Origin of the sequence: Nonomuraea sp. C10 (assembly GCF_008017515.1) — a bacterium.
In the GTDB taxonomy this organism is placed as follows: Bacteria; Actinomycetota; Actinomycetes; order Streptosporangiales; family Streptosporangiaceae; genus Nonomuraea; species Nonomuraea ferruginea.
Map to the genome: position 1 here is coordinate 14,885 of NZ_VPFF01000003.1, position 18,340 is coordinate 33,224.

Annotated in this window: 18 protein-coding genes and 1 pseudogene; 8 read left to right on the forward strand and 11 right to left on the reverse strand. The window is 72.2% G+C overall.

Annotated elements, in window-relative coordinates:
* Positions 1-139: 139 nt before the first annotated feature.
* Entirely contained in the window at positions 140-1,669 is a 1,530-nt protein-coding gene (locus tag FR742_RS31440) for an FAD-dependent oxidoreductase (RefSeq protein ID WP_148034958.1), read from the forward strand.
* A 27-nt stretch (positions 1,670-1,696) separates the two neighbouring features.
* Here the strand turns inward: FR742_RS31440 and FR742_RS31445 are convergent, their stop codons facing one another.
* Positions 1,697-3,691, reverse strand: coding sequence for a hypothetical protein (locus tag FR742_RS31445; RefSeq protein WP_148034959.1), 1,995 nt, complete (start codon positions 3,689-3,691; stop codon positions 1,697-1,699).
* A gap of 105 nt (positions 3,692-3,796) precedes the next feature.
* Here FR742_RS31445 and FR742_RS31450 point away from each other — a divergent pair, with 105 nt between their 5' ends.
* Genes FR742_RS31450 through FR742_RS31460 form a run of 3 tightly spaced genes read left to right on the forward strand, consistent with a single transcriptional unit; the run spans position 3,797 to position 6,664 of the window.
* Positions 3,797-4,321, forward strand: coding sequence for a transcriptional regulator (locus FR742_RS31450; RefSeq protein WP_148034960.1), 525 nt, complete (start codon positions 3,797-3,799; stop codon positions 4,319-4,321).
* Entirely contained in the window at positions 4,318-5,466 is a 1,149-nt protein-coding gene (locus tag FR742_RS31455) for an MFS transporter (RefSeq protein WP_148034961.1), read from the forward strand. Before FR742_RS31450 ends, FR742_RS31455 begins: the two co-directional genes overlap by 4 nt.
* Positions 5,447-6,664: an aminopeptidase gene (locus tag FR742_RS31460; RefSeq protein ID WP_148034962.1), complete on the forward strand. Its 1,218-nt coding sequence runs from the start codon at positions 5,447-5,449 to the stop codon at positions 6,662-6,664. The genes FR742_RS31455 and FR742_RS31460 overlap by 20 nt, the downstream gene beginning before the upstream one ends.
* Before the next feature lie 102 nt (positions 6,665-6,766).
* Here FR742_RS31460 and FR742_RS31465 read toward each other — a convergent pair whose 3' ends face one another.
* Positions 6,767-7,639, reverse strand: a complete 873-nt coding sequence (locus FR742_RS31465; protein WP_148034963.1) for a hypothetical protein — start codon at positions 7,637-7,639, stop codon at positions 6,767-6,769.
* A 23-nt stretch (positions 7,640-7,662) separates the two neighbouring features.
* Here FR742_RS31465 and FR742_RS44805 point away from each other — a divergent pair, with 23 nt between their 5' ends.
* From FR742_RS44805 to FR742_RS31475, 3 genes and pseudogenes are all read left to right on the forward strand, one after another.
* Entirely contained in the window at positions 7,663-7,926 is a 264-nt protein-coding gene (locus FR742_RS44805; RefSeq protein ID WP_187281466.1) for a hypothetical protein, read from the forward strand.
* 30 nt (positions 7,927-7,956) lie between these two features.
* A pseudogene (locus tag FR742_RS45400) lies at positions 7,957-8,112 on the forward strand (winged helix-turn-helix transcriptional regulator); the annotation flags it as partial.
* Between the two features lie 235 nt (positions 8,113-8,347).
* A complete protein-coding gene (locus FR742_RS31475) occupies positions 8,348-8,716 on the forward strand; it encodes a hypothetical protein (RefSeq protein WP_148034964.1) in 369 nt (122 codons plus the stop codon).
* A gap of 130 nt (positions 8,717-8,846) precedes the next feature.
* Here the strand turns inward: FR742_RS31475 and FR742_RS31480 are convergent, their stop codons facing one another.
* Together FR742_RS31480 and FR742_RS31485 are read right to left on the reverse strand one after the other, a co-directional pair.
* A complete protein-coding gene (locus tag FR742_RS31480) occupies positions 8,847-9,239 on the reverse strand; it encodes a DUF3147 family protein (RefSeq protein WP_148034965.1) in 393 nt (130 codons plus the stop codon).
* The gene (locus FR742_RS31485) at positions 9,236-9,577 is read right to left on the reverse strand and encodes a DUF3147 family protein (protein ID WP_148034966.1); all 342 of its coding nucleotides are present in this window, start codon (positions 9,575-9,577) and stop codon (positions 9,236-9,238) included. Before FR742_RS31485 ends, FR742_RS31480 begins: the two co-directional genes overlap by 4 nt.
* A gap of 248 nt (positions 9,578-9,825) precedes the next feature.
* Between FR742_RS31485 and FR742_RS31490 the strand changes: the two genes are divergently transcribed.
* Positions 9,826-10,563 (forward strand): SDR family oxidoreductase, encoded by a 738-nt coding sequence (locus tag FR742_RS31490; protein ID WP_148034967.1) that lies wholly within the window; start codon positions 9,826-9,828, stop codon positions 10,561-10,563.
* Positions 10,564-10,566: 3 nt separating this feature from the next.
* On the opposite strand, the gene hpnH is transcribed toward FR742_RS31490, so the two are convergent.
* From hpnH to FR742_RS31525, 7 genes are all read right to left on the reverse strand, one after another.
* The gene (hpnH, locus tag FR742_RS31495; protein WP_148034968.1) at positions 10,567-11,571 is read right to left on the reverse strand and encodes an adenosyl-hopene transferase HpnH; all 1,005 of its coding nucleotides are present in this window, start codon (positions 11,569-11,571) and stop codon (positions 10,567-10,569) included.
* On the reverse strand, positions 11,568-12,467 hold the full coding sequence (locus tag FR742_RS31500) for a hypothetical protein (protein WP_148034969.1): 900 nt from the start codon (positions 12,465-12,467) through the stop codon (positions 11,568-11,570). The genes hpnH and FR742_RS31500 overlap by 4 nt, the downstream gene beginning before the upstream one ends.
* Complete coding sequence (shc, locus tag FR742_RS31505) at positions 12,464-14,332, reverse strand: squalene--hopene cyclase (RefSeq protein WP_148034970.1); 1,869 nt, start codon at positions 14,330-14,332, stop codon at positions 12,464-12,466. Before shc ends, FR742_RS31500 begins: the two co-directional genes overlap by 4 nt.
* Complete coding sequence (hpnE, locus tag FR742_RS31510) at positions 14,329-15,672, reverse strand: hydroxysqualene dehydroxylase HpnE (RefSeq protein WP_148034971.1); 1,344 nt, start codon at positions 15,670-15,672, stop codon at positions 14,329-14,331. Before hpnE ends, shc begins: the two co-directional genes overlap by 4 nt.
* Positions 15,669-16,526 carry a presqualene diphosphate synthase HpnD gene (gene hpnD / locus FR742_RS31515; protein ID WP_148034972.1) on the reverse strand — a complete coding sequence of 286 codons (858 nt, stop codon included), beginning with the start codon at positions 16,524-16,526 and terminating at the stop codon, positions 15,669-15,671. The genes hpnE and hpnD overlap by 4 nt, the downstream gene beginning before the upstream one ends.
* A gap of 8 nt (positions 16,527-16,534) precedes the next feature.
* Positions 16,535-17,377 carry a squalene synthase HpnC gene (gene hpnC, locus FR742_RS31520; protein ID WP_148034973.1) on the reverse strand — a complete coding sequence of 281 codons (843 nt, stop codon included), beginning with the start codon at positions 17,375-17,377 and terminating at the stop codon, positions 16,535-16,537.
* Positions 17,378-17,592: 215 nt separating this feature from the next.
* Entirely contained in the window at positions 17,593-18,333 is a 741-nt protein-coding gene (locus FR742_RS31525) for a polysaccharide deacetylase family protein (RefSeq protein ID WP_222709213.1), read from the reverse strand.
* Positions 18,334-18,340 lie beyond the last annotated feature (7 nt).

Genomic DNA, 18,340 nt, shown 5'->3' on the forward strand with positions numbered 1-18,340 from the left:
CCGGAACTCGGCCCCGAAGTACGATCTACGCCACACACTATGCGGCCCGCCGCGTCACCGCCATCGGCGTCTTCGAGGCTCTTGGTGCGTATAACCGGTGGTGCGTCTAACCGGCGGGCGCGAGGGCAGGGCGTCCGTCATGGCAGCGCTTCCGGGAGTGCCCGAGTCGTACTGGGTCGAGTCGACCCCCACCACCTCGTTCCCCTCGCTTGAGCAGGACATCACCCCCGATGTCGCCGTCGTCGGCGGCGGGATCGCTGGGTTGTGCGCGGCGTGGGAGTTGTCGCGGACGGGGCGCTCGGTCGTCGTGCTCGAGGCGGACCGCGTCGCCGGGGGCGTCACCGGCTACACCACCGCCAAGCTGTCCGTACAGCACACGCTCATCTACGCACGGTTGCGCAAGTCGCACGGGGAACAGGCCGCCAGGCTGTACGCGCAGTCGCAACAGGACGCGGTCGAGCACGTGTTCGCGACCGCGGCCGAGCTGGGGATCGACTGCGACCTGGAACGCCTGCCCGCCTACACCTATGTGGAGTCCGGCGGAGAGACCGAGCAGATCACCGCTGAGGTGGAGGCGGCCCAGCAGGCCGGACTGCCCGCCTCCTTGGTGACCCGGACGGGTCTTCCGTTCGACGTCGCGGCGGCCGTCCGGGTGGAGGACCAGGCCCAGTTCCACCCTCGTAAGTTCCTTCTCGCCCTGGTGCGGCGGATGGCCGACGACGGCGTCCGGGTGTTCGAACGTACCCGGGTGATGGGGCTGGAGGAGGGGCGGCCGTGCCGGCTGGCGTGCGAGAACGGCACCACGGTCACCGCCGGCGATGTCGTGGTGGCCACGCACTATCCGATCTTCGACCGCGCGCTGATGTTCTCCCGGCTGGAGCCGCGGCGTGAGCTCGTGGTCGCCGCGCCGATCTCACCTGAGCAGGACCCGGGCGGGATGTACATCACCTCGGAGCACAACACCCGGTCGATCCGCACCACCCCGTATCGGGACGGGCAGCGCCTGCTCATCGTCACAGGGGAGACCGCCGACCCCGGCTCGGGCGATGCCGGCGAACGATTCCAGCGCCTGGCCGCCTGGACCCGCGACCGTTTCACCGGCACACAGATCAGCCACCGGTGGGCGGCACAGGACATCACCAGCACCGACCACCTGCCCTACGTGGGCCACTTCCACCCCGGCGCCAAGCACGTCTACGTCGCCACCGGATTCGGCGGCTGGGGCATGAGCAACGGCGTCATGTCCGGCAAACTCCTCTCCGCTCTCATCACCGGGCACGATCTGCCGTGGGCCGAGCTGTACGATCCCCGGCGGCTTCACCCGCTGCGCGAAGCCGGCCCCATCGCCAAACTCCAGGCCAAGGCCGCACGCCACCTGATCGGCGATCGGCTGCGCCCCTCCCACGCCGATTCGGTCGACGACGTCGCTCCGGGATCGGGCGCCATCGTCCGTATCGGCGGGCGGCGGTGCGCGGTCTCCCGCGACGCGGCAGGCGTCGTCCACGCGGTCTCCGCCACCTGCACCCACCTCGGCTGCGCCGTCGCCTTCAACCAGGCCGAACAGACCTGGGAATGCCCCTGCCACGGCTCCCGATTCGGACCCGACGGAGCCGTCCTGCACGGTCCGGCCACTCGGCCCCTGGAACCGGTCGACCCGGACAACCCGTAACCTGGCCGCGCAGTTCAATGATCAAGATCAGCGTTTACGCTTCTTCCGGCGACCTCGGGCTCCCGGCGGCCGGGTGGGGACGAGGCGGAGGGGGTGGCGGGCGGTCCTGCGGAGCGGCTCGGCCACCAGCTCGCGTAGCTCCCGCAACCCCACGACATCAGGGTGCCCCGACGCCAGGATCGCCTCCAGGAACTCGTCCGCGTCCCCGCCCCCCATTCTCCTGAGCTGCTCGACAAGCCCTTCGGGCCCTGCGAGTTCCAGCACCGACAGAAAGTTCTCCGCCCCCAGCAGCAGGTTCTCCCGCTCGCTCAACGACCCGGGCCTCATCTCCCCCGCATCGATGAGCTGCGTCCACACGGCGGGCCCGAGGACCGGGTCGTGCCGTAGGTCCTGCAGCAGCCGCCTTTCGGGAAGGGCGCCGGCCAGCACGCGCAGCATCGCCCCCACCCGCGTACGGAACGGGCAATCCCGTACGGCCTGCACCAACATCTCGACGTCCTGCCCCGGCCGGGCCAGCCACCCCTGGAGCTCCGCGACGGCGTCCTCCGGTGGATAGTGCTGGGCGAGCACCCCGAGCAGCTCGGCCGGCGGGGCGGTGGCCAGTTCGCCGACGAGGGGAGCGTCGCGGCCCTCGGCGAGGAGGCGGTCGCGGACGCCGCGCACGCCGAGTGGAGTGAGGCGGACCAGCGGGAGGTCGGACTCGGAGAGGGCGACGCGCAGGCGTTCGACCGCGTCCGGCGGCAAGGGCTGCTCGTCGTGGTCGAGGTCGCTCGCGTAGAGGGGGTCGGCGGGGCCGTGGGTGAGCTCCACGGCCCCGAGGTCGGACAGGACCTCGAACATGCGTCCCAGGTCCCGGGCGACCTCGCGGCGCAAGAGATCAAGCCGGTGCTCCTCCTCGTCGAGAACGACGTACTCCTGGCAGGCCAGCCACACCGTCTCTTCGAGCCGGACCACAGGCATCTCGTCCAGCCCGTACATGGAGTTGAGCACGTCCGGGAGAATCTCGTCGAAGATCTCGGCCAGGATGGGCTCGGGCCGCCACGTCGCGACGGGCACGGTGACCACGCGCCCCAGCTCCGGCAGGACCTCGAACGCGCGACCCCACAGCGTCTCCGGGTCGCGCAGCAGGGGTACGGCCTTGGCCACGCGGAGCAGCCGCCCCTTGCTGGTGCGGGTCAGCCGCAGCTTCCTGGCCCAGGCGAGCAGCAGGTTGAGCTGCGGCAGATCGGCGGCGCTGCGGACGCGCAGCTGGTCCTCGCCGGTGCCCAGCAGGGCCGACACCTCGAGGGCGTCGGCGACGCGGAGGTTGCCCGCGTCGGTGAGGGCGCGGCCGTCCTTGCCCACCCAGTCGGCCAGGGTGATGAGGCGCTGGACGGTCCGGCTGCGCCCGGCGGCCTCCGCCAGCTCGGACGCGGGGGGCAGGGACACAGGCGGCTGAGGGAAGGCGCGTTCCTCGTCGATGCCGCCGTACACCAAGCGGTTCTGCATGATCTTGTCGAGCACCTGCTGGTCGTACGGGACGCGTCCGGCGTCGAGTTCGCGCTTGAACCGCTCGAACGCCCCCGGGACGGTGAGATCGAATCCCTGGTCGAGAGCCGTGTGCGCCCAGAACGTCGCCAACCCTCGCAGCGTGGGATCGTCGAGCGCGGACGCGTACTCCGCCTGCGCCCCGGCGATGATCTCCTCCGCCTCCGCGAGCGTGGCGCCGCGCGGGTCGCGAAGGCCCGTGACGTCGAGATAGCGCAGGTACGTGCGCAGCACCTCCGGAGCGAGGTCGAGCTCCTCCCGCGGGGCCGTCACCTTGTACGGCACGTACCGCAGCAGGAAGAACCTGATGCGCGTACGGTCCCAGTACGCCAGCCGGCCGTCACGGCTCTCGTGCCGCGCGTCGACGGCGGCGGAGAGCAGCAGGTCATCGGCTGGATGCCCGTGCTCCTTCGCCCAAGTGACGCACCGCCGGATCAGCAGGTCCTTGGTCGCCTCGAACTCCTCGGCCTCTTCGGGCTCGAACCAGGTACGCACGGTCCAAGCCTCCCATCCCCGCAGGGTCGCCGTCTCGCCTGTCGGAAGTCTCGGCGGCCAGACGGACCTCTTTCCCAAGAGATGTTGGAAAGCTATGATCCCAACATGTCTTGGGAAAACGACGACGATCTGGTACCGCTGCGAGCACTGGCCAACCCGCTCCGCATCCGCATCGTCTCGCTGCTCACCGGCACGTCCATGTCGGCCACCGAGGTCGCGGAGGAGCTGGGGATCGCCCACGCCTCGGCCAGCTACCATCTGCGCCAGCTCGCCGAGGCGGGTTTCCTGGAGCACGTCGACGAGCAGCCGCCGCGAGGAGGCAAAGGCAGACCCCGGAGGCGCTACCGTTACGACCCCTCCAGCGGAGCCCGCCTGGATCGGACGCAGGGGCGGCAGCTCCTCCACGAGGCGCTCAGCGTCGACCTGTCACGACGTCTCACCCAGGCTCAGGTCACGCGCACGTCGATGGACGCCGAGGTGTGGCTGGACCGGTCCGTGTGGGAGGAGGTCGTGGGGCTGGTCGACCAGGCGGTCGCTCTGGTCCATGGCAAGGCGGGGCCGCCCCGGTCCAGCGACAGGATCAAGGTGAGCATGACCGCCCTTCTGCTGGAACTCGACGACGCGCGATGACCCGCCTGCTGCTGTGCACAGGAGCGTGCTTCCTGTCGCTGGGGCTGCTCATACCCGTCATCCCGAGGTACGTCACCGGCCCGCTGGACCAGGGCCCGGTCCTGGTCGGCGTCTGTCTGGCGATGACCTCCATGTTCGGCCTGCTCGCCCGGCCGGTCGCGGGCAGGCTGGCCGACCGCCGGGGTCGCAGGGCGACCGCGTGCGCCGGCGCCCTGCTGCTGGCCGCCGGTTCGTCGGCCGTGCTCCTGGCCGACTCGCTGCCGCTGTTCCTGGTCTGCCGCGCCGTCGCGGGGGTCGGCGAGGCTCTGACGTACGTCGGCCTGGCCGCCTCGGCCAGCGACCACGAACGGCGCGGCGCGGCGATCAACCACTTCTCCGTCGCGGTCAACGCCGGTCTGCTCGCGGGGCCGCCCCTGGCCGAGGCCGTACGCGTCGCCGCCGGTCTGTGGGCCGTGTGGGCGTTGTCGGGAACGGTGGCCGTCGCGGCCTTCGCCGGGTGCCTGTTCCTGACCGTGCCCGCGGGCGGCGAGCCGTCCCGCACGAGGAAGGCCGGGCCGCTCGTCCACCGGGCGGGCCTTGCTCCCGGATTCGCCTACTGGGCGTCGGTGTGGGGATACACGGCCTTCAGCGCCTTCCTGCCGTTGCACGTCGCGGCGCTGGGCGGCGACGACAGCGGCATCCACTTCCTGCTCTACGGCTGCGTGCTGCTCACGGTGCGGCTGGCCGGTCATCGGCTGTCGACCCGGATCGCCCCGCGCACGATGGCGGCGGCCTCGCTCGTCCTCACCGCGGCAGGGCTGGCCATGCTCATCGTCTGGCCGTCCGTCACGGGAGCGCTGTTCGCGGCGGTGGTGCTCGGTACCGGGCAGGCGCTGGGCCTTCCGGCGTTCCTGACCATGGCGGTGACCGGCCTGCCCGCCGAGCAGCGCGGCTCGGCGCTGGCCACCACGACGGCGTTCTTCGACCTCGGGTTCCTGACGGCCGCGCTCGCGCTCGGCGCCATCGCGCAGTCCCTCGGGCTGACGTACGGGTTCGCCGCCGCGGCCGCGGTGGCGGCACTGGCGCCCCTGCTGTTCCTCCCCCTCGGCCGCAAGCCTCGTGAGGCCTCACCCCAAGGAGACATCCATGACCATTCCCCCCGCTGAGCTGGCCGGGTACGCCGACGTCGTCTTCGACATCGCCGTGCCGGTCGACCGCGACGACCGGGTCCTGATCAACGCCGAGATCGAGCATGCCCCGCTCGCCCGCGCCCTGGCGGAGGCCGCGTACGCCCGAGGCGCTCGCTATGTCGACATCTGGTACTTCGACCCGTACGCCAGGCGGTCACGGGTCCAGCACGCGGACGAAGCGACGCTGGGCGAGGTTCCTTCCTGGCTGGACGCGCGCAATGAGGAGCTCGCCCGCCACTGCGGCGTCCTGGTCAACATCCGGGGCACCGCGACCCCGGATCTCCTGGTCGGGCAGGATCCGGTCCGGGCGGGCCTGGATCGGATGCCCTACCTCACGTCGAGGCAGCGGCTCCAGCTCGGCAACCTGGTCCGCTGGGCCATAGTCCCCGGTCCGACGGCGGAGTGGGCTCAGGCGATCTTCGGGGAGCCGGACGAGGCCCGGTTGTGGCAGCACCTGCGCCCCATCCTCCGGCTCGACCAGCCCGATCCCCGGGCCGCCTGGGAGCGGCGGATCGCCGAGCTGCTCCGCCGCGCGGAGGTGCTGGAGGACCTGCGCCTCGACGCCGTACGGTTCGAAGGGCCGGGGACCGACCTGACCATCGGCCTGCTGCCCGACGCCCACTGGACCGCGGCGCGGCTCGAATCGGTCAAGGGGCACGTCTTCCAGTGCAACCTCCCCACGGAGGAGGTGTTCACCACTCCCGACTACCGCCGGGTGGACGGCACGGTTCGCTCGACGCGTCCGCTGATCCTCAACGGAACCGTCATCCGCGACCTCGAACTGACCTTCACCGCAGGTGTGGTGACCGAGGTACGAGCGAGCAGCGGCGCGGACGTCGTCCGCACCCACCAGGCGACCGATGCCGGGGCCGCCCGGCTCGGTGAGCTGGCACTCGTCGACGGCTCCTCACCAGTCGGACGATCGGGGATCACGTACCTCGAAACGCTGCTGGACGAGAACGCCACCTGCCATCTGGCCTGGGGCGCCGGGCTGCCTCCCGGCGTGCCCGCGCACCTGCGCGCGCGGGAGGCCGCCGACCTGGACGCGGCCGGGGTCAACCGTTCCCGCGTGCACGTCGACTTCATGGTGGGCGGCCCCGACGTCACCGTCACCGGAGTCGGCCACGACGGCGGCGCGGTCGAGCTCCTCCGCGACGACGAATGGCAGGTCTGACCGGCATCGAACCCCCGGGGCCGCAGCCGAGAACGTCGAGCCGGCGTGACGGGCCGCCGCCGCCGGGTCGTGAGAGGTCCGGTAACGAGGATCCGGCCTGGGTCAGAGCTCAGCCGCGTCGTGCGGCGGGGGTGGGGTGATGCTGGTGGAGAACGTGAGCCCGCCCCCGTTCGCCGGCTGGAACCCCAGTCCTCGAAGCATGGGACCGTCGATCGCGGTGACCACGCGCAGAGCACCGGCCTCGGTCACCACGCGGACCGTCCCATGCGCCAGCGCCGCCCCCACGTCCGACGGGACGCCGGGCTGGAGGTGCACCAGCTCCAGCCGTGCGACGGTGTGCCGCGCGTCCTCCCAGGACGCGACGGCGTGTCCGACGTGGGGTTCTCCGCGGGCGTTGTCGACGTAGGCCTGCACCCAGCAGGCCAGCCTGTCCTCGACGACCAGCTGCCGGGGGAGGCTCACGTCCATCCCCTCCTCGGCCAGCCAGGAGCCCATCTCGGACGGAGGCAGCGGCACCAGCGCCTCCGGCGACCCCCACGTGAAGAAGGTCCCCTTCCGCTTGGGCCCCGACGAGCGGGGCACGCCGACGAGGGGAACCGACGCGACGTAGTATCCGGCGGGAACGACGTCCACGGGATGGCGCGAGTCCAGCACGACGTGGCCATCGCGGATCGTCCGGCCGCCCCAGCCGACCAGCCCGGTCGCGAGGTTCTCCGAGAGCCCGGCCATGACGTCCGCGGCCCACTCGTACGCCGAGGTCACCGCCAGGCCGGTCCACGGACTGGCCGGCTCCGTCGGGAACGCGACCTCGACGGCGTAGACGTTCGGATCGAGCCGCCAGCGGAACGTCAAGAGCATGGTGTCCGGCTCCGCGATGACGTCGAGCCCGGAGTACCCGTCCTCCGTCCCGTCTATCCGGAGCGCGCACGTTCTCAGCGCTTCGACGATCTCCGCTCGCGACCACTCCACCGCCATCCGTCCATGCTGTCACGGCCACGGTGTCCAGGCTCACCGTGTTCTGCCGGGGGCTCCAGTACGAGAACGTGGTCGAGGATCGTGTCGATGCTGATCACCAGCATGGCCAGACCGGTCTGCAGGCTGCTCCAGCCGCGCACCTCACGCCGATCGTGCCCGCGAGGCCGTCGCCGGGATGCTCAAGCCGGACCACGCCGTACACCAGCAGCAGCATCGCGCCGGTGATGCTGAAGGCGCCGGCCAGATCGAAGCCGCCGCAGGTCGGCGGCCCGCGCCCAGCAGCATGAAGCCGCCGTAGCCGAGCACTCGACCGGCGCAGCCTGCGATTCACCGGGCTGCGCCGCATGATCGACGGGGTCAGCCGGCGCATGCTCACCCGTACGCTGCGGCACCTGGACCGAGACGCACCAGAACGAGCAGCACACGAGACGGCCCAGCACAAGAGGTTGCTCGCCGGTCATCAGCGTGAGTGACTCCCCCACACCGGCGCGGAAGACGACCACCGCCACGTACGGCGTCTGGCGGAAGAAGACCACGTTCGTCCCCAAAAGAAGAGAAGCGTGACCGCGTGGACCCCGTGGCGCGTTGGCTGGTACATCAAGCAAAGGTGATCCGAACATGATGATCCGACAGGTGGCGCCTCTCTTGATCTCCAGCACCCTCGCACTTTCGGCGGTGGCCTGCGCGGCATCACCTCCAGCCGATCCGGTGACGGAGCCGCGAGGCGCCACCTCGTCGGCCGCCCCGGCCGGGACCGCGGTCGCCACGCCATCACCTCTCCGCCTGCCGGGCATGGACGCCGGCACGAAGACCGTCCTCAAGGCGGGGCCGAGGAAGGGATCCATGGTCGTCGGGGACATCCCACCCGGCAAGGACGAACTGTGGGTGCTGTTCAATTGCCGCGGGCAGGGCAAGGTGGAGATCGTTCTGGAGCCGGGCATCACCATGCCCTTCACCTGCCTCGACGACGTGGTCAGCCCCATCATGAACCGCCTCGACCTCGGCGAGAGAAGGACCCTGACGGTACGGATCCAGGCCACCGACGCGGTCGAGTGGGCCCTTCGCATCACTCGTTGAGACGTGCCGGGAGCCTGGAACCCAGGGTCAGGAGGCCGGCGCTTCGGTCGAGGGCTGGTCGGTCTCGGTGCCGTCCGGGGCCAGGGCGACCTCGGGGGAGCCGAAGGAAGAAAGGCCGCGCCAGACCCGATCAGCGGGTGCCGAAGGCCTGGTACAGGGTGCCGGCGACCACCGCCCATACCACGGTCGCGATCCCCAGCACCAGTGGAGCGGGCAGCCGGAGGGCCAGCGCCCATACGCACGCGGCGAAGGCGATCATGCCCGTCGCGCCCAGCACCGCGCCGCGCGCGTCCTGCTCGGCCGGATCGCGCCGGTGCTCCTCCTCCTCGATGAGGGTCAGCGTGGCGCCCAGGATGGCGGGAAAGGCCAGGAACACACCCCCTGCCACCGGCCCCCAGACGTGCCCGACCACCCCGGCGACCACCGAGACGAACGCGCCGAAGACGAAGCGCACCACCAGTCCGCGCACCGGCGTCTCCCGCAGCTTCGACGGCCGCAGCCGGATCCCGCTCCAGGCTCTCATGTCAGCAGCGCCCAGCCCGCGCCCGCGACGGTCCCCCACACGGCGAGCGCCGCCAGCGAACCCGCGAAGGCGCCCAGGCGACCCACGAGCGGCACGGCCGCCACACAGTACGCCACCAGCGCCACCGATCCGGCGATCATGCCGAGCGCGGACTCCGCGAGCGGGCCATGCCCCTCGTGCAGCACCGTCACCGTCATCCCGGCTATCGCCACGGCCGGAGCGGCGGCGAAGATGCCGGCGAAACGCTTGGGCGTCATCATCTCGCCGATCACCGCGAAGACCATCACGAGCAGGCCTCCGAGCAGTCCACGCCCCGCGATCCACCACAGCTGGCTCATCGAACGCCGGTCCGTCGACCCGCAGCCTCATCCCCCATGAATCATCAATACCACCGGGCACCTGCGGTAACGCGCGAGTTCACCGCGGGTGATCCTCGACCTGGGCGCCGTGCCGAGCATGCCGGAGCCCGGAGCCGCCGCTGAGGGCCGAGCATCTTCCCGAAGAGTCCGGTCGTCACGCCGCGATTCCCGTGCCTGCGGAGCGTCGTCCCAGTTCGAGGGTGCGACGCGCACTAGCGTCGGATGCCATGAGGATCGACGGGGCCCGTGTCCTGATCACCGGTGCTTCCTCGGGCGTCGGCGCGGCGACCGCGCGGGCGATGGCCGCCGCCGGGTCGCGGCTGCTCCTGGCCGGACGTGACCGGCAGCGGTTGCACGCGGTCGCGGCCGAAACCGGCGGGCGGGCCGTCGTCGGCGACGTCACGACGGACGCCCCCGTGCTCGCAGAGCAGGCCACTCCCGTCGACGTCCTGGTCTGCAACGCCGGAGCGGGGTGGGCGGGAGCCTTCGCCGGGATGCCGCTCCGGGACGTGAACGAGCTGGTGGCGGTCAACCTGACGGCGCCGATGGAGCTGGCGCGGCTGCTGCTGCCCGGGATGATCGAGGAGCGGCGGGGACACGTCGTCTTCGTCTCCTCGATCGCCGGCGCCGTCGGGGTGGCGGGCGAGGCGGTCTACTCGGCCGCCAAGGCCGGGCTGGTCGTCTTCGCCGAGGCGCTGCGGGACGAGTTGTCGGAGTTCCCCGGCATCGGGGTGTCGGTGGTGTTCCCTGGCGTGGTCGCCACGCCCTTCTTCGACCGGCGCGGCGTCCCGTACGACCGCCGGTGGCCCCGGCCGATCCCGCCGGAGCGGGTGGCGCGCGGCATCGTGACGGCGATCCGGCGCGGCAGGTCCGAGTGCTACGTGCCGGGCTGGCTACGGCTCCCGGCGCGGCTGCGCGGCGCCGCGCCCGGGGCGTTCCACCGGCTGACCCGGCTAACGGGCTGACGGTCAGTGGTCGCGTACCGCGCGGAGCGACTGCTGGAGCGAGCCCAGCGTGGCGAAGATCGCGGTGGGCTCGTATCCGCAGTGGGCCATGCAGTTGGCGCACCTGTCGTCGCGGCCCCGGCCGTAGGCGTCCCAGTCGGTCTCCTCGACCAGCTCACGGTAGGTGCGGGCGTATCCGTCGGCCATGAGGTAGCACGGCCGCTGCCATCCGTACAGCGAGTACGACGGGATCGCCCACGCCGTGCACGGGAAGTCGACGCGGCCTTCGAGGAAGTCGAGGAAGAGCGGCGAGTGGTTGAATCGCCACCTGCGGCGGTTGCCGTCGGCGAAGGCCTGGCGGAACAGGTCCCGGATCTCCGCGACACCGAGGAAGTGGTCCTGGTCCGGCGCCTTCTCGTAGGCGTACGCGGGAGAGATCATCATCTGGTCCACGGCCAGGTCGTCGTTGAGGTAGTTGAGCACCTCGATGACCGTCCGCGGGCTGTCGGTGCTGAAGAAGGTGGTGTTCGTGGTGACGCGGAAACCCCGCCGCTGGCATTCGCGGACGGCGGCGACCGCCTCGTCGAACACGCCTTCCTTGCACACGGCCGCGTCGTGACGCTCTCTCAGTCCGTCGATGTGGACGGTCCAGGCGAAGTACCTGGACGGCTCGAACTGGTCGATCTTCTTGGGGATGAGCAGCGCGTTGGTGCAGAGGTAGACGTACCTCTTGCGCGCGGTCAGCTCCCGGACCATCTCCGCGATCTGCGGATGCATGAGCGGTTCCCCGCCGGCGATGGACACCATCGGGGCGCCGCTCTCCTCGATCGCCGCGACCGCCTGCTCGACGGGCATCCGGCGGCGGAGCACGTCGGCCGGGTGCTGGATCTTGCCGCAGCCGGCGCAGGAGAGGTTGCAGGCGAACAGCGGTTCCAGCTCGACCAGCAGCGGGAACTTCGAGCGTCGCCGGAGCTTGTTGCTCAGGATGTAGCCGGCGACACGCAGACTCTGGCGGATCGGGATCGTCATGGCTGGGCGTCCTTCGGCAGGGTGAAGGTGATGGATTCGTCGGTCGTCACGGGGCCGAGCCCGCGGAGCGCGTTCTCGGCGGTGTCGACGAGCGAAGGCGAGGTGGAGGCGCCGGCGGTGAGGACGACGGTGCGGGCGCCGCGGAGCCAGGCGAGCTCGATGTGCTCCGGCGTCTCGACGAGCCGGGCCGGTGCGTGCCGGGTGGCGGACTCCACCAGGTGCCTGGTTTCCGGGGAGCCGGCGGGCCCGATGACGAGGACGAGGTCGGCGCGGCTCGCGGCGCTGTCGAGGTCCGGTGACGCGCGGAGCACCGTCCGGGGCGCGGTCGCCGCGGCCCAGCGGGTGAGTGCCGGGCCGACGCGGCGCAGCACGCGGCGGGCCGTGAGCGCGTTGCGCAGGGTGGCCGGGCTCAGCAGCGGGGCGGCGGGCGTGTCGACGACGACCCGGACGGCCGCCACCGGCCGGCCGGCGGCCGCGCGGGCCAGCGGGCCCGTCTCCATGTCGACGGCGTGCGCGCCCCGCTCGGCGAGTTCGCGCCCGCGGGCTCCGGTCACCACGTGGTCCACGGTCAGCAACGAGCCGGTCCGGGCGCGCAGACCGGCGCGCGCCAGCTCCCCGGCGAGCAGCGGCGCCGACGGGCAGGCGAGAACCCGGTCGCCGTAACGGATCTCCTGGGCCACCAGGACGTCCCCCGCCCGCAGGCCGGGGACGAGCGAGCCCGCGAAGCCCGTCACGGCCAGCGCGTCGAACTCCGGCAGGGTGGCCGCGACGCGCGCGGCCCGGCGTGGCCCGAGCCCGGTCCGGCGCAGCCGGACGCGCACCGGGGAGCGGGACAGGCCCCGCCTGACGGCTCGTGCCTCCATGCCCAGGGCGGTGCAGATCAGCAGGACCGTCATGGCGCCTGCCCGCAGGCCCGCAGGTAGCGCCCGAGGGCGTTGACGGGGAAGACGAGCCGGTACAGGTGGTAGTTGATAGAGAAATCGCCGGGAAATCCCGTCCCGGTGAAGTGCGGTTCGTCCCAGGTGCCGTCGGGGCGCTGGTGCTCGACCAGCCAGCGCACGCCCGCGTCCACCACGGGCGACCGCTCCCCGGCGGCGAGCAGGGCCATCAGCGCCCACGCCGTCTGCGAGGGCGTGGAGGCGCCGCGTCCGATCCACGCCGGGTCGGTGTAGGAGCGCAGGTCCTCGCCCCAGCCGCCGTCCTGGTTCCGGTGGGACTCCAGCCAGGCGACCGCCCGGCGGACGCATGCCGCGTCGCGACGTACGCCGGCCGCGACCAGGGCGGGCACCACGGCGCCGGTCCCGTAGACGTGGTTGGCCCCCCAGCGGCCGAACCACGACCCGTCCGGCTCCTGCGCCTTGAGCAGCCAGAGCACGGCCCGGCGCAGCTCCGGCGAGCCGGGCGCGGACTCCTGCGCCAGCGCCTCGACGACGTGCGCGGTCACGTCCGCCGACGGCGGGTCGATCACGGCCCCGAAGTCGCAGAACGGCAGTTTCGTGCAGAGCGTCCTGGTGTTGTCGGCGTCGAAGGCCGCGAAGCCTCCGTCACGGGAGGCCATGCCGGTCATCCACCGCACGGCGCGGCCGATGGCCGGTCGCGCGTCCGGCCGGCCCGTCCGGCTCAGGGCGAGGACCACCTCGGCGGTGTCGTCGATGTCGGGATAGAGGTCGTTGTCGAACTCGAACGCCCAGCCGCCCGGCGCCAGCCGGGGCCGCCGCACCGCCCAGTCGCCCGGCCCTCTGATCTCTTCCTCCAGCAGCCAGTCGACGGCCTCGGCGACGGCCGGATGGTCGTGGGAGACACCGGCGTCGAGCAGCGCGTTGACGGCGAGCGCGGTGTCCCATACCGGGGACTGGCACGCTTCGAGCCTGCGGCCCCGCTCGTCCCGGATGGTGAACCGGTCGAGGCCCCGGAGCCCGCGCCGCATGATCGGATGGTCCAGGTCGTAGCCGGACAGGTTGAGCGCGATGAGCGAGTACACCCAGGGCGGCTGGATGCCTCCCCAGGAGCCGTCGGCCTCCTGCCGCGCCACGATCCACTCGGCGGCCCGCCTGATCGCCGCCTCGCGCAGCCCTCGCACGGGCCGTCGTTCGTAGCGGACCAGCAGCCGGTCCAGGCCGTGGAAGAACCCGTCCCAGCCCAGCCCGCCCCGCCTCGGCACGGGACGGCCGGTGCGGAGCTCGGCCAGGTCGAACGGGAGCGGGCGGACGGGCCGGCGCGCGCTGACGATCGTGAGCGGGACGATCGTCTGCCGTGCCCAGCAGGCCCAGTCGTAGACGTTCAGCGGGAACCACGACGGCAGGAACATCAGCTCGGGCGGCAGGACCGGCAGCCGCTCCCAGGGCCACTGCCCGAACATGGCCAGCCAGATCCGGGTGAAGACGCGTGCCGACTCGATCCCGCCGGATTCCCGTACGAACGAGCGGGCGGCGCGCATGTGGGCCGCCTCGACGGGGTCGCCGGCGAGCCGGAGCGCGGTGTAGGCCTCGACCGTGGTGGAGAGGTCGGGCGGGCCGCCGTGGAAGGTGGCCCAGGTGCCGTCCGCCCGCTGTTCGGACCGGATCCAGTGGGCCGCCTCGGCCGTGTCGTCCTTCGCCCGGATGCCCAGGAACTCCCGGAGCAGCAGGTCCTCGGCGTCCATGGTGACGTTGGTCTGCAGTTCGCCCTTCCACCAGCCCTGCGGTGACCGGAGCCCGATCAGGTGGTCGCGGGCGGCGTCGAGGGCCAGCCTCGTGGATCGGAGCGTGTCGGCCGTGCTCATGACCGGCGACCCGGTGTCGTGACGAGCTGCCGCCGGACCAGGCCGGCCGAGTGAAGTCCGCTGCGCACGGCGCCCTCCATCGTGTCGGGCCAGCCCGTGTCGGTCCACGCGCCGGCGAGGTACAGCCCCGGCCACCGGGTCCGGGCGTGAGGCCGGCGCGCACCGCTGCCGGGCCCCTGGAAGAAGGTGGCGTGGCGTTCCCTGGTGACGAAGAAGTCGGTGAGCCGGGCCTGCCGGGCCGCGGGGAACAGCCGTTCGAGCGCGGGGACGAACTCCGCCCGGATCTCCGACGTGGGCAGGTCGATCCACCGCTGCGCGGCCGACACCGAGACCGTCAGGTACTGGCCCTCGTTCAGCCCCGCCACTCCGGTCTTGTCGAAGACCCACTGCACCGGCGAGCCCACGGCGGCGGCCGACGGCAGTTCGGTGACCGTCCGGTCGTACACGGCGTGCACGTTGACGATCGGGCTCGCGCCCAGCTCACGCCAGGCGTCCCGGCCGGGCGCCGCCCCGGCGGGCACGATCCTGGCGGCCTGCCCGTGCGGCACGGCCACGATCACCGCGGCCGCCGGCACCAGGGCGCCGTCCACGACGACCGCCGGCCCTTCGGCGATCCCCGTCACCTTCGCGGACAGCCGCACCTCTCCGCCGCGCAGCTTGATGGCGTCGTGCGCGGCGGTGCCGTGCAGCTCGCCGAGCGGCGCGTCGGGGACGCCGATGTCGGCGGCGTCGGACCTGCCGAGCAGGGCGGTCCTGAACACCTTCACGGCGGGCCCGAGCGCCGCCTGCTCGGCGCCGACGTTCAGGGCGGCCTTCGCGAGGAGGTCCCAGAGGGCCTCGCGGACGGGCTCGGGCTGACCGTGCGACTCCAGCCAGCGCTGCAAGGTGATCCGGTCGAGCGCGGGGTCGGCGGGGTCCAGCCGGGCCAGCGCCAGCGCGCCTCGTACGGCGCGCAACCGGTCGGCCGGACCGAGGAGGGAGTACGTCGCCAGCGCGGGAAGCATGTGCAGAGGGCCGGGAAGCGCGGTCCGGCGCAGCCGCCCGCCGCGGCCCCCCGGCGTGAGGACGCGGACGTCGAACCGCTTCTGCAGCCGGACCTTGTCCGAGACGCCCATCCGGTCGAGCAGGCCCATGTAGGCGGTGCAGCATCGGAGGAACACGTGCTGCCCGTTGTCCACGGCCATCCCGTGACGTTCGAACGAGTGCGTGGCGCCTCCCAGCCTGGGACGCGCCTCGTACAGCGTCACCGCGTGACCGGCCTCGCCCAGGGCGACGGCGGCGGCGATGCCCGCCAGCCCGCCCCCCACGATCGCGACCGGCGCCGCCGGTGAGCCGCTCATCGGCGGGGTCCGGCCACCGCGCGGACAGCGATGGCCGTCTTGCGCCAGGTGGGCAGCGACGACCGCGCGGCCAGCGCCCGGAGCGGGTCGGCGGCGATCCGGTCCAGCAGGGACCGGTAGATGCCGGCCATCGCCATCGTGCAGGCGGCGCTGCGGCGGTCGAGCAGTCTCACCAGCCGGGCCCCTTCCTCGTACCAGTCACGGGCGCGGGCCGCCTCGTGCCGGACGAGCGCGGCGAGCCGGTCCGGCGGGTCGGTGAACCTGCCCCGGGCGTCGAGGTCCAGGGCGCAGCTGAAGTGTTCGAGGTCCTTCGACGGCAGGTAGACGCGTCCGGAGAGCCGGTCCTCGCGCACGTCGCGCAGGATGTTCGTGAGCTGCAGCGCGACCCCCAGGGCGTCGGCCAGGGGCTCGGCCTTCCGGTGGTCGTCCGCGCCGAAGACGCCGAGTGACAGCCGCCCGACGGATCCGGCGACGCACCGGCAGTAGCCCAGCAGCTCGTCGAAGCTCTGGTACGTGGTGCCGCGCACATCCGCCGCGCAGCCGTCGATCAGCTCGTCGAAGGCCGGCAGGGGGATGGGATAGCGGCGTGCCGCGTCGTCGAGGGCGAGCAGGACGAGGTTCGTCTCGCCGGGGCCGATGCGGCGGAGGGCGTCGCGTACCTCCGACAGCCCTGTGAGCCGCTGCTCGCTGGGACCCTCCGTGTCGCCGATGTCGTCGATGCGGCGGGCGAGGGCGTACACCGCGCTGAGCGCCTGGCGCTTCGGCTCGGGAAGCAACCGGATGCCGTAGGAGAAGTTCCTCGCCCGGGTGCGGACAATCTGTTCGCAGAGCCGGTATGCGTGGGACAGGGTCATCCGGTTCTTCACCTCCAGGTAGTGAGAATGCGGAGCCAGGAGGCGAGCAGGCGGCCGCGACGCGGGCGGACGGCGCGGCCCAGGACGTCATGGCCCGCCCGGTCGAGCGCGGCGACGGTGGCCAGGCCGCCGGCGACGTATCCGGCGACCGCCGGCCGGGCGTATCCGGACAGCGAGGCGACGAGCGGGCGGCCCTCGCGCAGCATCTCCGCGGCCCGCACGGTCTGCAGGGCCACGACGCGGCGCAGCCTGCCCGGAGTGGTGCGGGAGGACAGGTCGGCCTCGGCGCAGCCGAACCGGCGCAGATCCTGGGCGGGCAGGTAGATCCGGCCGCGCGCGTGGTCCTCGCCGACGTCCTGGCAGTGTTCGAGGATCTGCAACGCGGAGCAGACGCGATCGGACCAGGCCAGCCGCGGCGGATCGGCCGAGGCGAACACGTGCAGGACGATGTGCCCGACGGGGTTCGCCGACAGCTCGCAGTAACCCAGAAGGTCGTCGAAGGTGTCATACCGGGTGACCGTCTGGTCGCGCCGGTTGGCCTCCAGCAGCCGGCGGAAGGGCTCGGCCGGAACCGCGCAGCTCTCCACCGTCCGGGTGAGCGCGCGGACCACGGGCAGGCGCGGTCCGGATCCCCCGTAGAGGCGGTCCAGGTCCGTCTCGACGTCGTCGAGCAGCCGCGACCGGTCGCCCGGCTCCCCCTCGTCGCCCAGGTCATCGACGAAGCGCGCGAACCCGTACACGGCTGCCAAATGGTTCCGGTAATGGACCGGCAGCATTCTCAGTGCTACTGGAAAGTTCTCCTGGCCGGCTTTCGATATGAAATCGTACGTACCGGTCCCGCGCGACGCCATTGCCAACGAATGCCCGCCGTGTGCTGCCCAAAACGAGCCGAAGTAACTTGTCCGGGCACTTATTAAGCGGCCACGATCCCCGTTTTACTTTTTCAGCGGAATTCCACGGAGAAGCCCCGGTCAATCAAAATCTGGGAAACTCCGGTTTCGCCGTTCCAGGCACCGGACACACAATATCCGCACTTATATCGAGGAGGGCCGCTGTGTCCTGCCTGTCACGACATCCGCACGTCACCGCGCCCGCTGCCGACCTCGTGGTCGCGCAGCGGCCCGACCCGCAGCCCCGCCCGGCGGCAATGGCCGACCACCTCGGGCAGCGCGCCGAGCGCCGAACGCCAGCAGCCGGCGGCGGACGTGTGATCGGTGTCGTGCAGCACGACGGTCGCGCCGCCCCCGAGCCCCGGGCGCAGTCGCGCCATGACGGACTCCGGCGTGGCCGAAGCCGTCCAGTCCTGGCCCGACACGGTGCACAGCACCGGGCGGAGCCGGTGCAGCCGGGTCGCGACCAGCGCCTCGGCGCTGAGCACCCCGTACGGCGGCCGGTACCAGACGGGCCGGACCCCGGTGAACGACCGGACGAGATCGGCTGTCCGGCCCATCTCCGAGGTGACCGCTCCCGGACGGGTGACGAGGGCGTTGGTGTGCCGCCAGCCGTGCACCGCCATCTCGTGCCCCTCGGCCACGATCCGTCGCCCCACCTCAGGATGGCGTTCGAGCATCTCCCCGAGGACGAAGAACGTGGCCCGGCAGCCGAGCCGGCCGAGCTCGTCCAGGAAGAACGGCGTGGAACGCGGATCGGGACCGTCGTCGAAGGTCAGCGCGACATGGTCGTCGCGGCCCGCGCCCGCCAGCCGGGGCAGCCGGCGCCGCGCCGTGGCCAGCCAGGTGGCGCCAGGACCGACGTGGGCGAACGCCAGCCCCGCCAGCGCCAGCGGCAGCGCGGCCCGCTTGATCATCTCGTCT

What these genes read in the sequence shown, in the direction of transcription:
- FR742_RS31440 (WP_148034958.1), top strand. Translation starts at nt 140, where the DNA reads ATGGCAGCGCTTCCGGGAGTGCCCGAGTCGTACTGGGTCGAGTCGACC.
- FR742_RS31450 (WP_148034960.1), top strand. Translation starts at nt 3,797, where the DNA reads ATGTCTTGGGAAAACGACGACGATCTGGTACCGCTGCGAGCACTGGCC.
- FR742_RS31455 (WP_148034961.1), top strand. Translation starts at nt 4,318, where the DNA reads ATGACCCGCCTGCTGCTGTGCACAGGAGCGTGCTTCCTGTCGCTGGGG.
- FR742_RS31460 (WP_148034962.1), top strand. Translation starts at nt 5,447, where the DNA reads ATGACCATTCCCCCCGCTGAGCTGGCCGGGTACGCCGACGTCGTCTTC.
- FR742_RS31465 (WP_148034963.1), bottom strand. Translation starts at nt 7,639, where the DNA reads ATGGCGGTGGAGTGGTCGCGAGCGGAGATCGTCGAAGCGCTGAGAACG.
- FR742_RS31480 (WP_148034965.1), bottom strand. Translation starts at nt 9,239, where the DNA reads ATGAGAGCCTGGAGCGGGATCCGGCTGCGGCCGTCGAAGCTGCGGGAG.
- FR742_RS31485 (WP_148034966.1), bottom strand. Translation starts at nt 9,577, where the DNA reads ATGAGCCAGCTGTGGTGGATCGCGGGGCGTGGACTGCTCGGAGGCCTG.
- FR742_RS31490 (WP_148034967.1), top strand. Translation starts at nt 9,826, where the DNA reads ATGAGGATCGACGGGGCCCGTGTCCTGATCACCGGTGCTTCCTCGGGC.
- hpnH (WP_148034968.1), bottom strand. Translation starts at nt 11,571, where the DNA reads ATGACGATCCCGATCCGCCAGAGTCTGCGTGTCGCCGGCTACATCCTG.
- FR742_RS31500 (WP_148034969.1), bottom strand. Translation starts at nt 12,467, where the DNA reads ATGACGGTCCTGCTGATCTGCACCGCCCTGGGCATGGAGGCACGAGCC.
- shc (WP_148034970.1), bottom strand. Translation starts at nt 14,332, where the DNA reads ATGAGCACGGCCGACACGCTCCGATCCACGAGGCTGGCCCTCGACGCC.
- hpnE (WP_148034971.1), bottom strand. Translation starts at nt 15,672, where the DNA reads ATGAGCGGCTCACCGGCGGCGCCGGTCGCGATCGTGGGGGGCGGGCTG.
- hpnD (WP_148034972.1), bottom strand. Translation starts at nt 16,526, where the DNA reads ATGACCCTGTCCCACGCATACCGGCTCTGCGAACAGATTGTCCGCACC.
- hpnC (WP_148034973.1), bottom strand. Translation starts at nt 17,377, where the DNA reads ATGGCGTCGCGCGGGACCGGTACGTACGATTTCATATCGAAAGCCGGC.
- FR742_RS31525 (WP_222709213.1), bottom strand. Translation starts at nt 18,333, where the DNA reads ATGATCAAGCGGGCCGCGCTGCCGCTGGCGCTGGCGGGGCTGGCGTTC.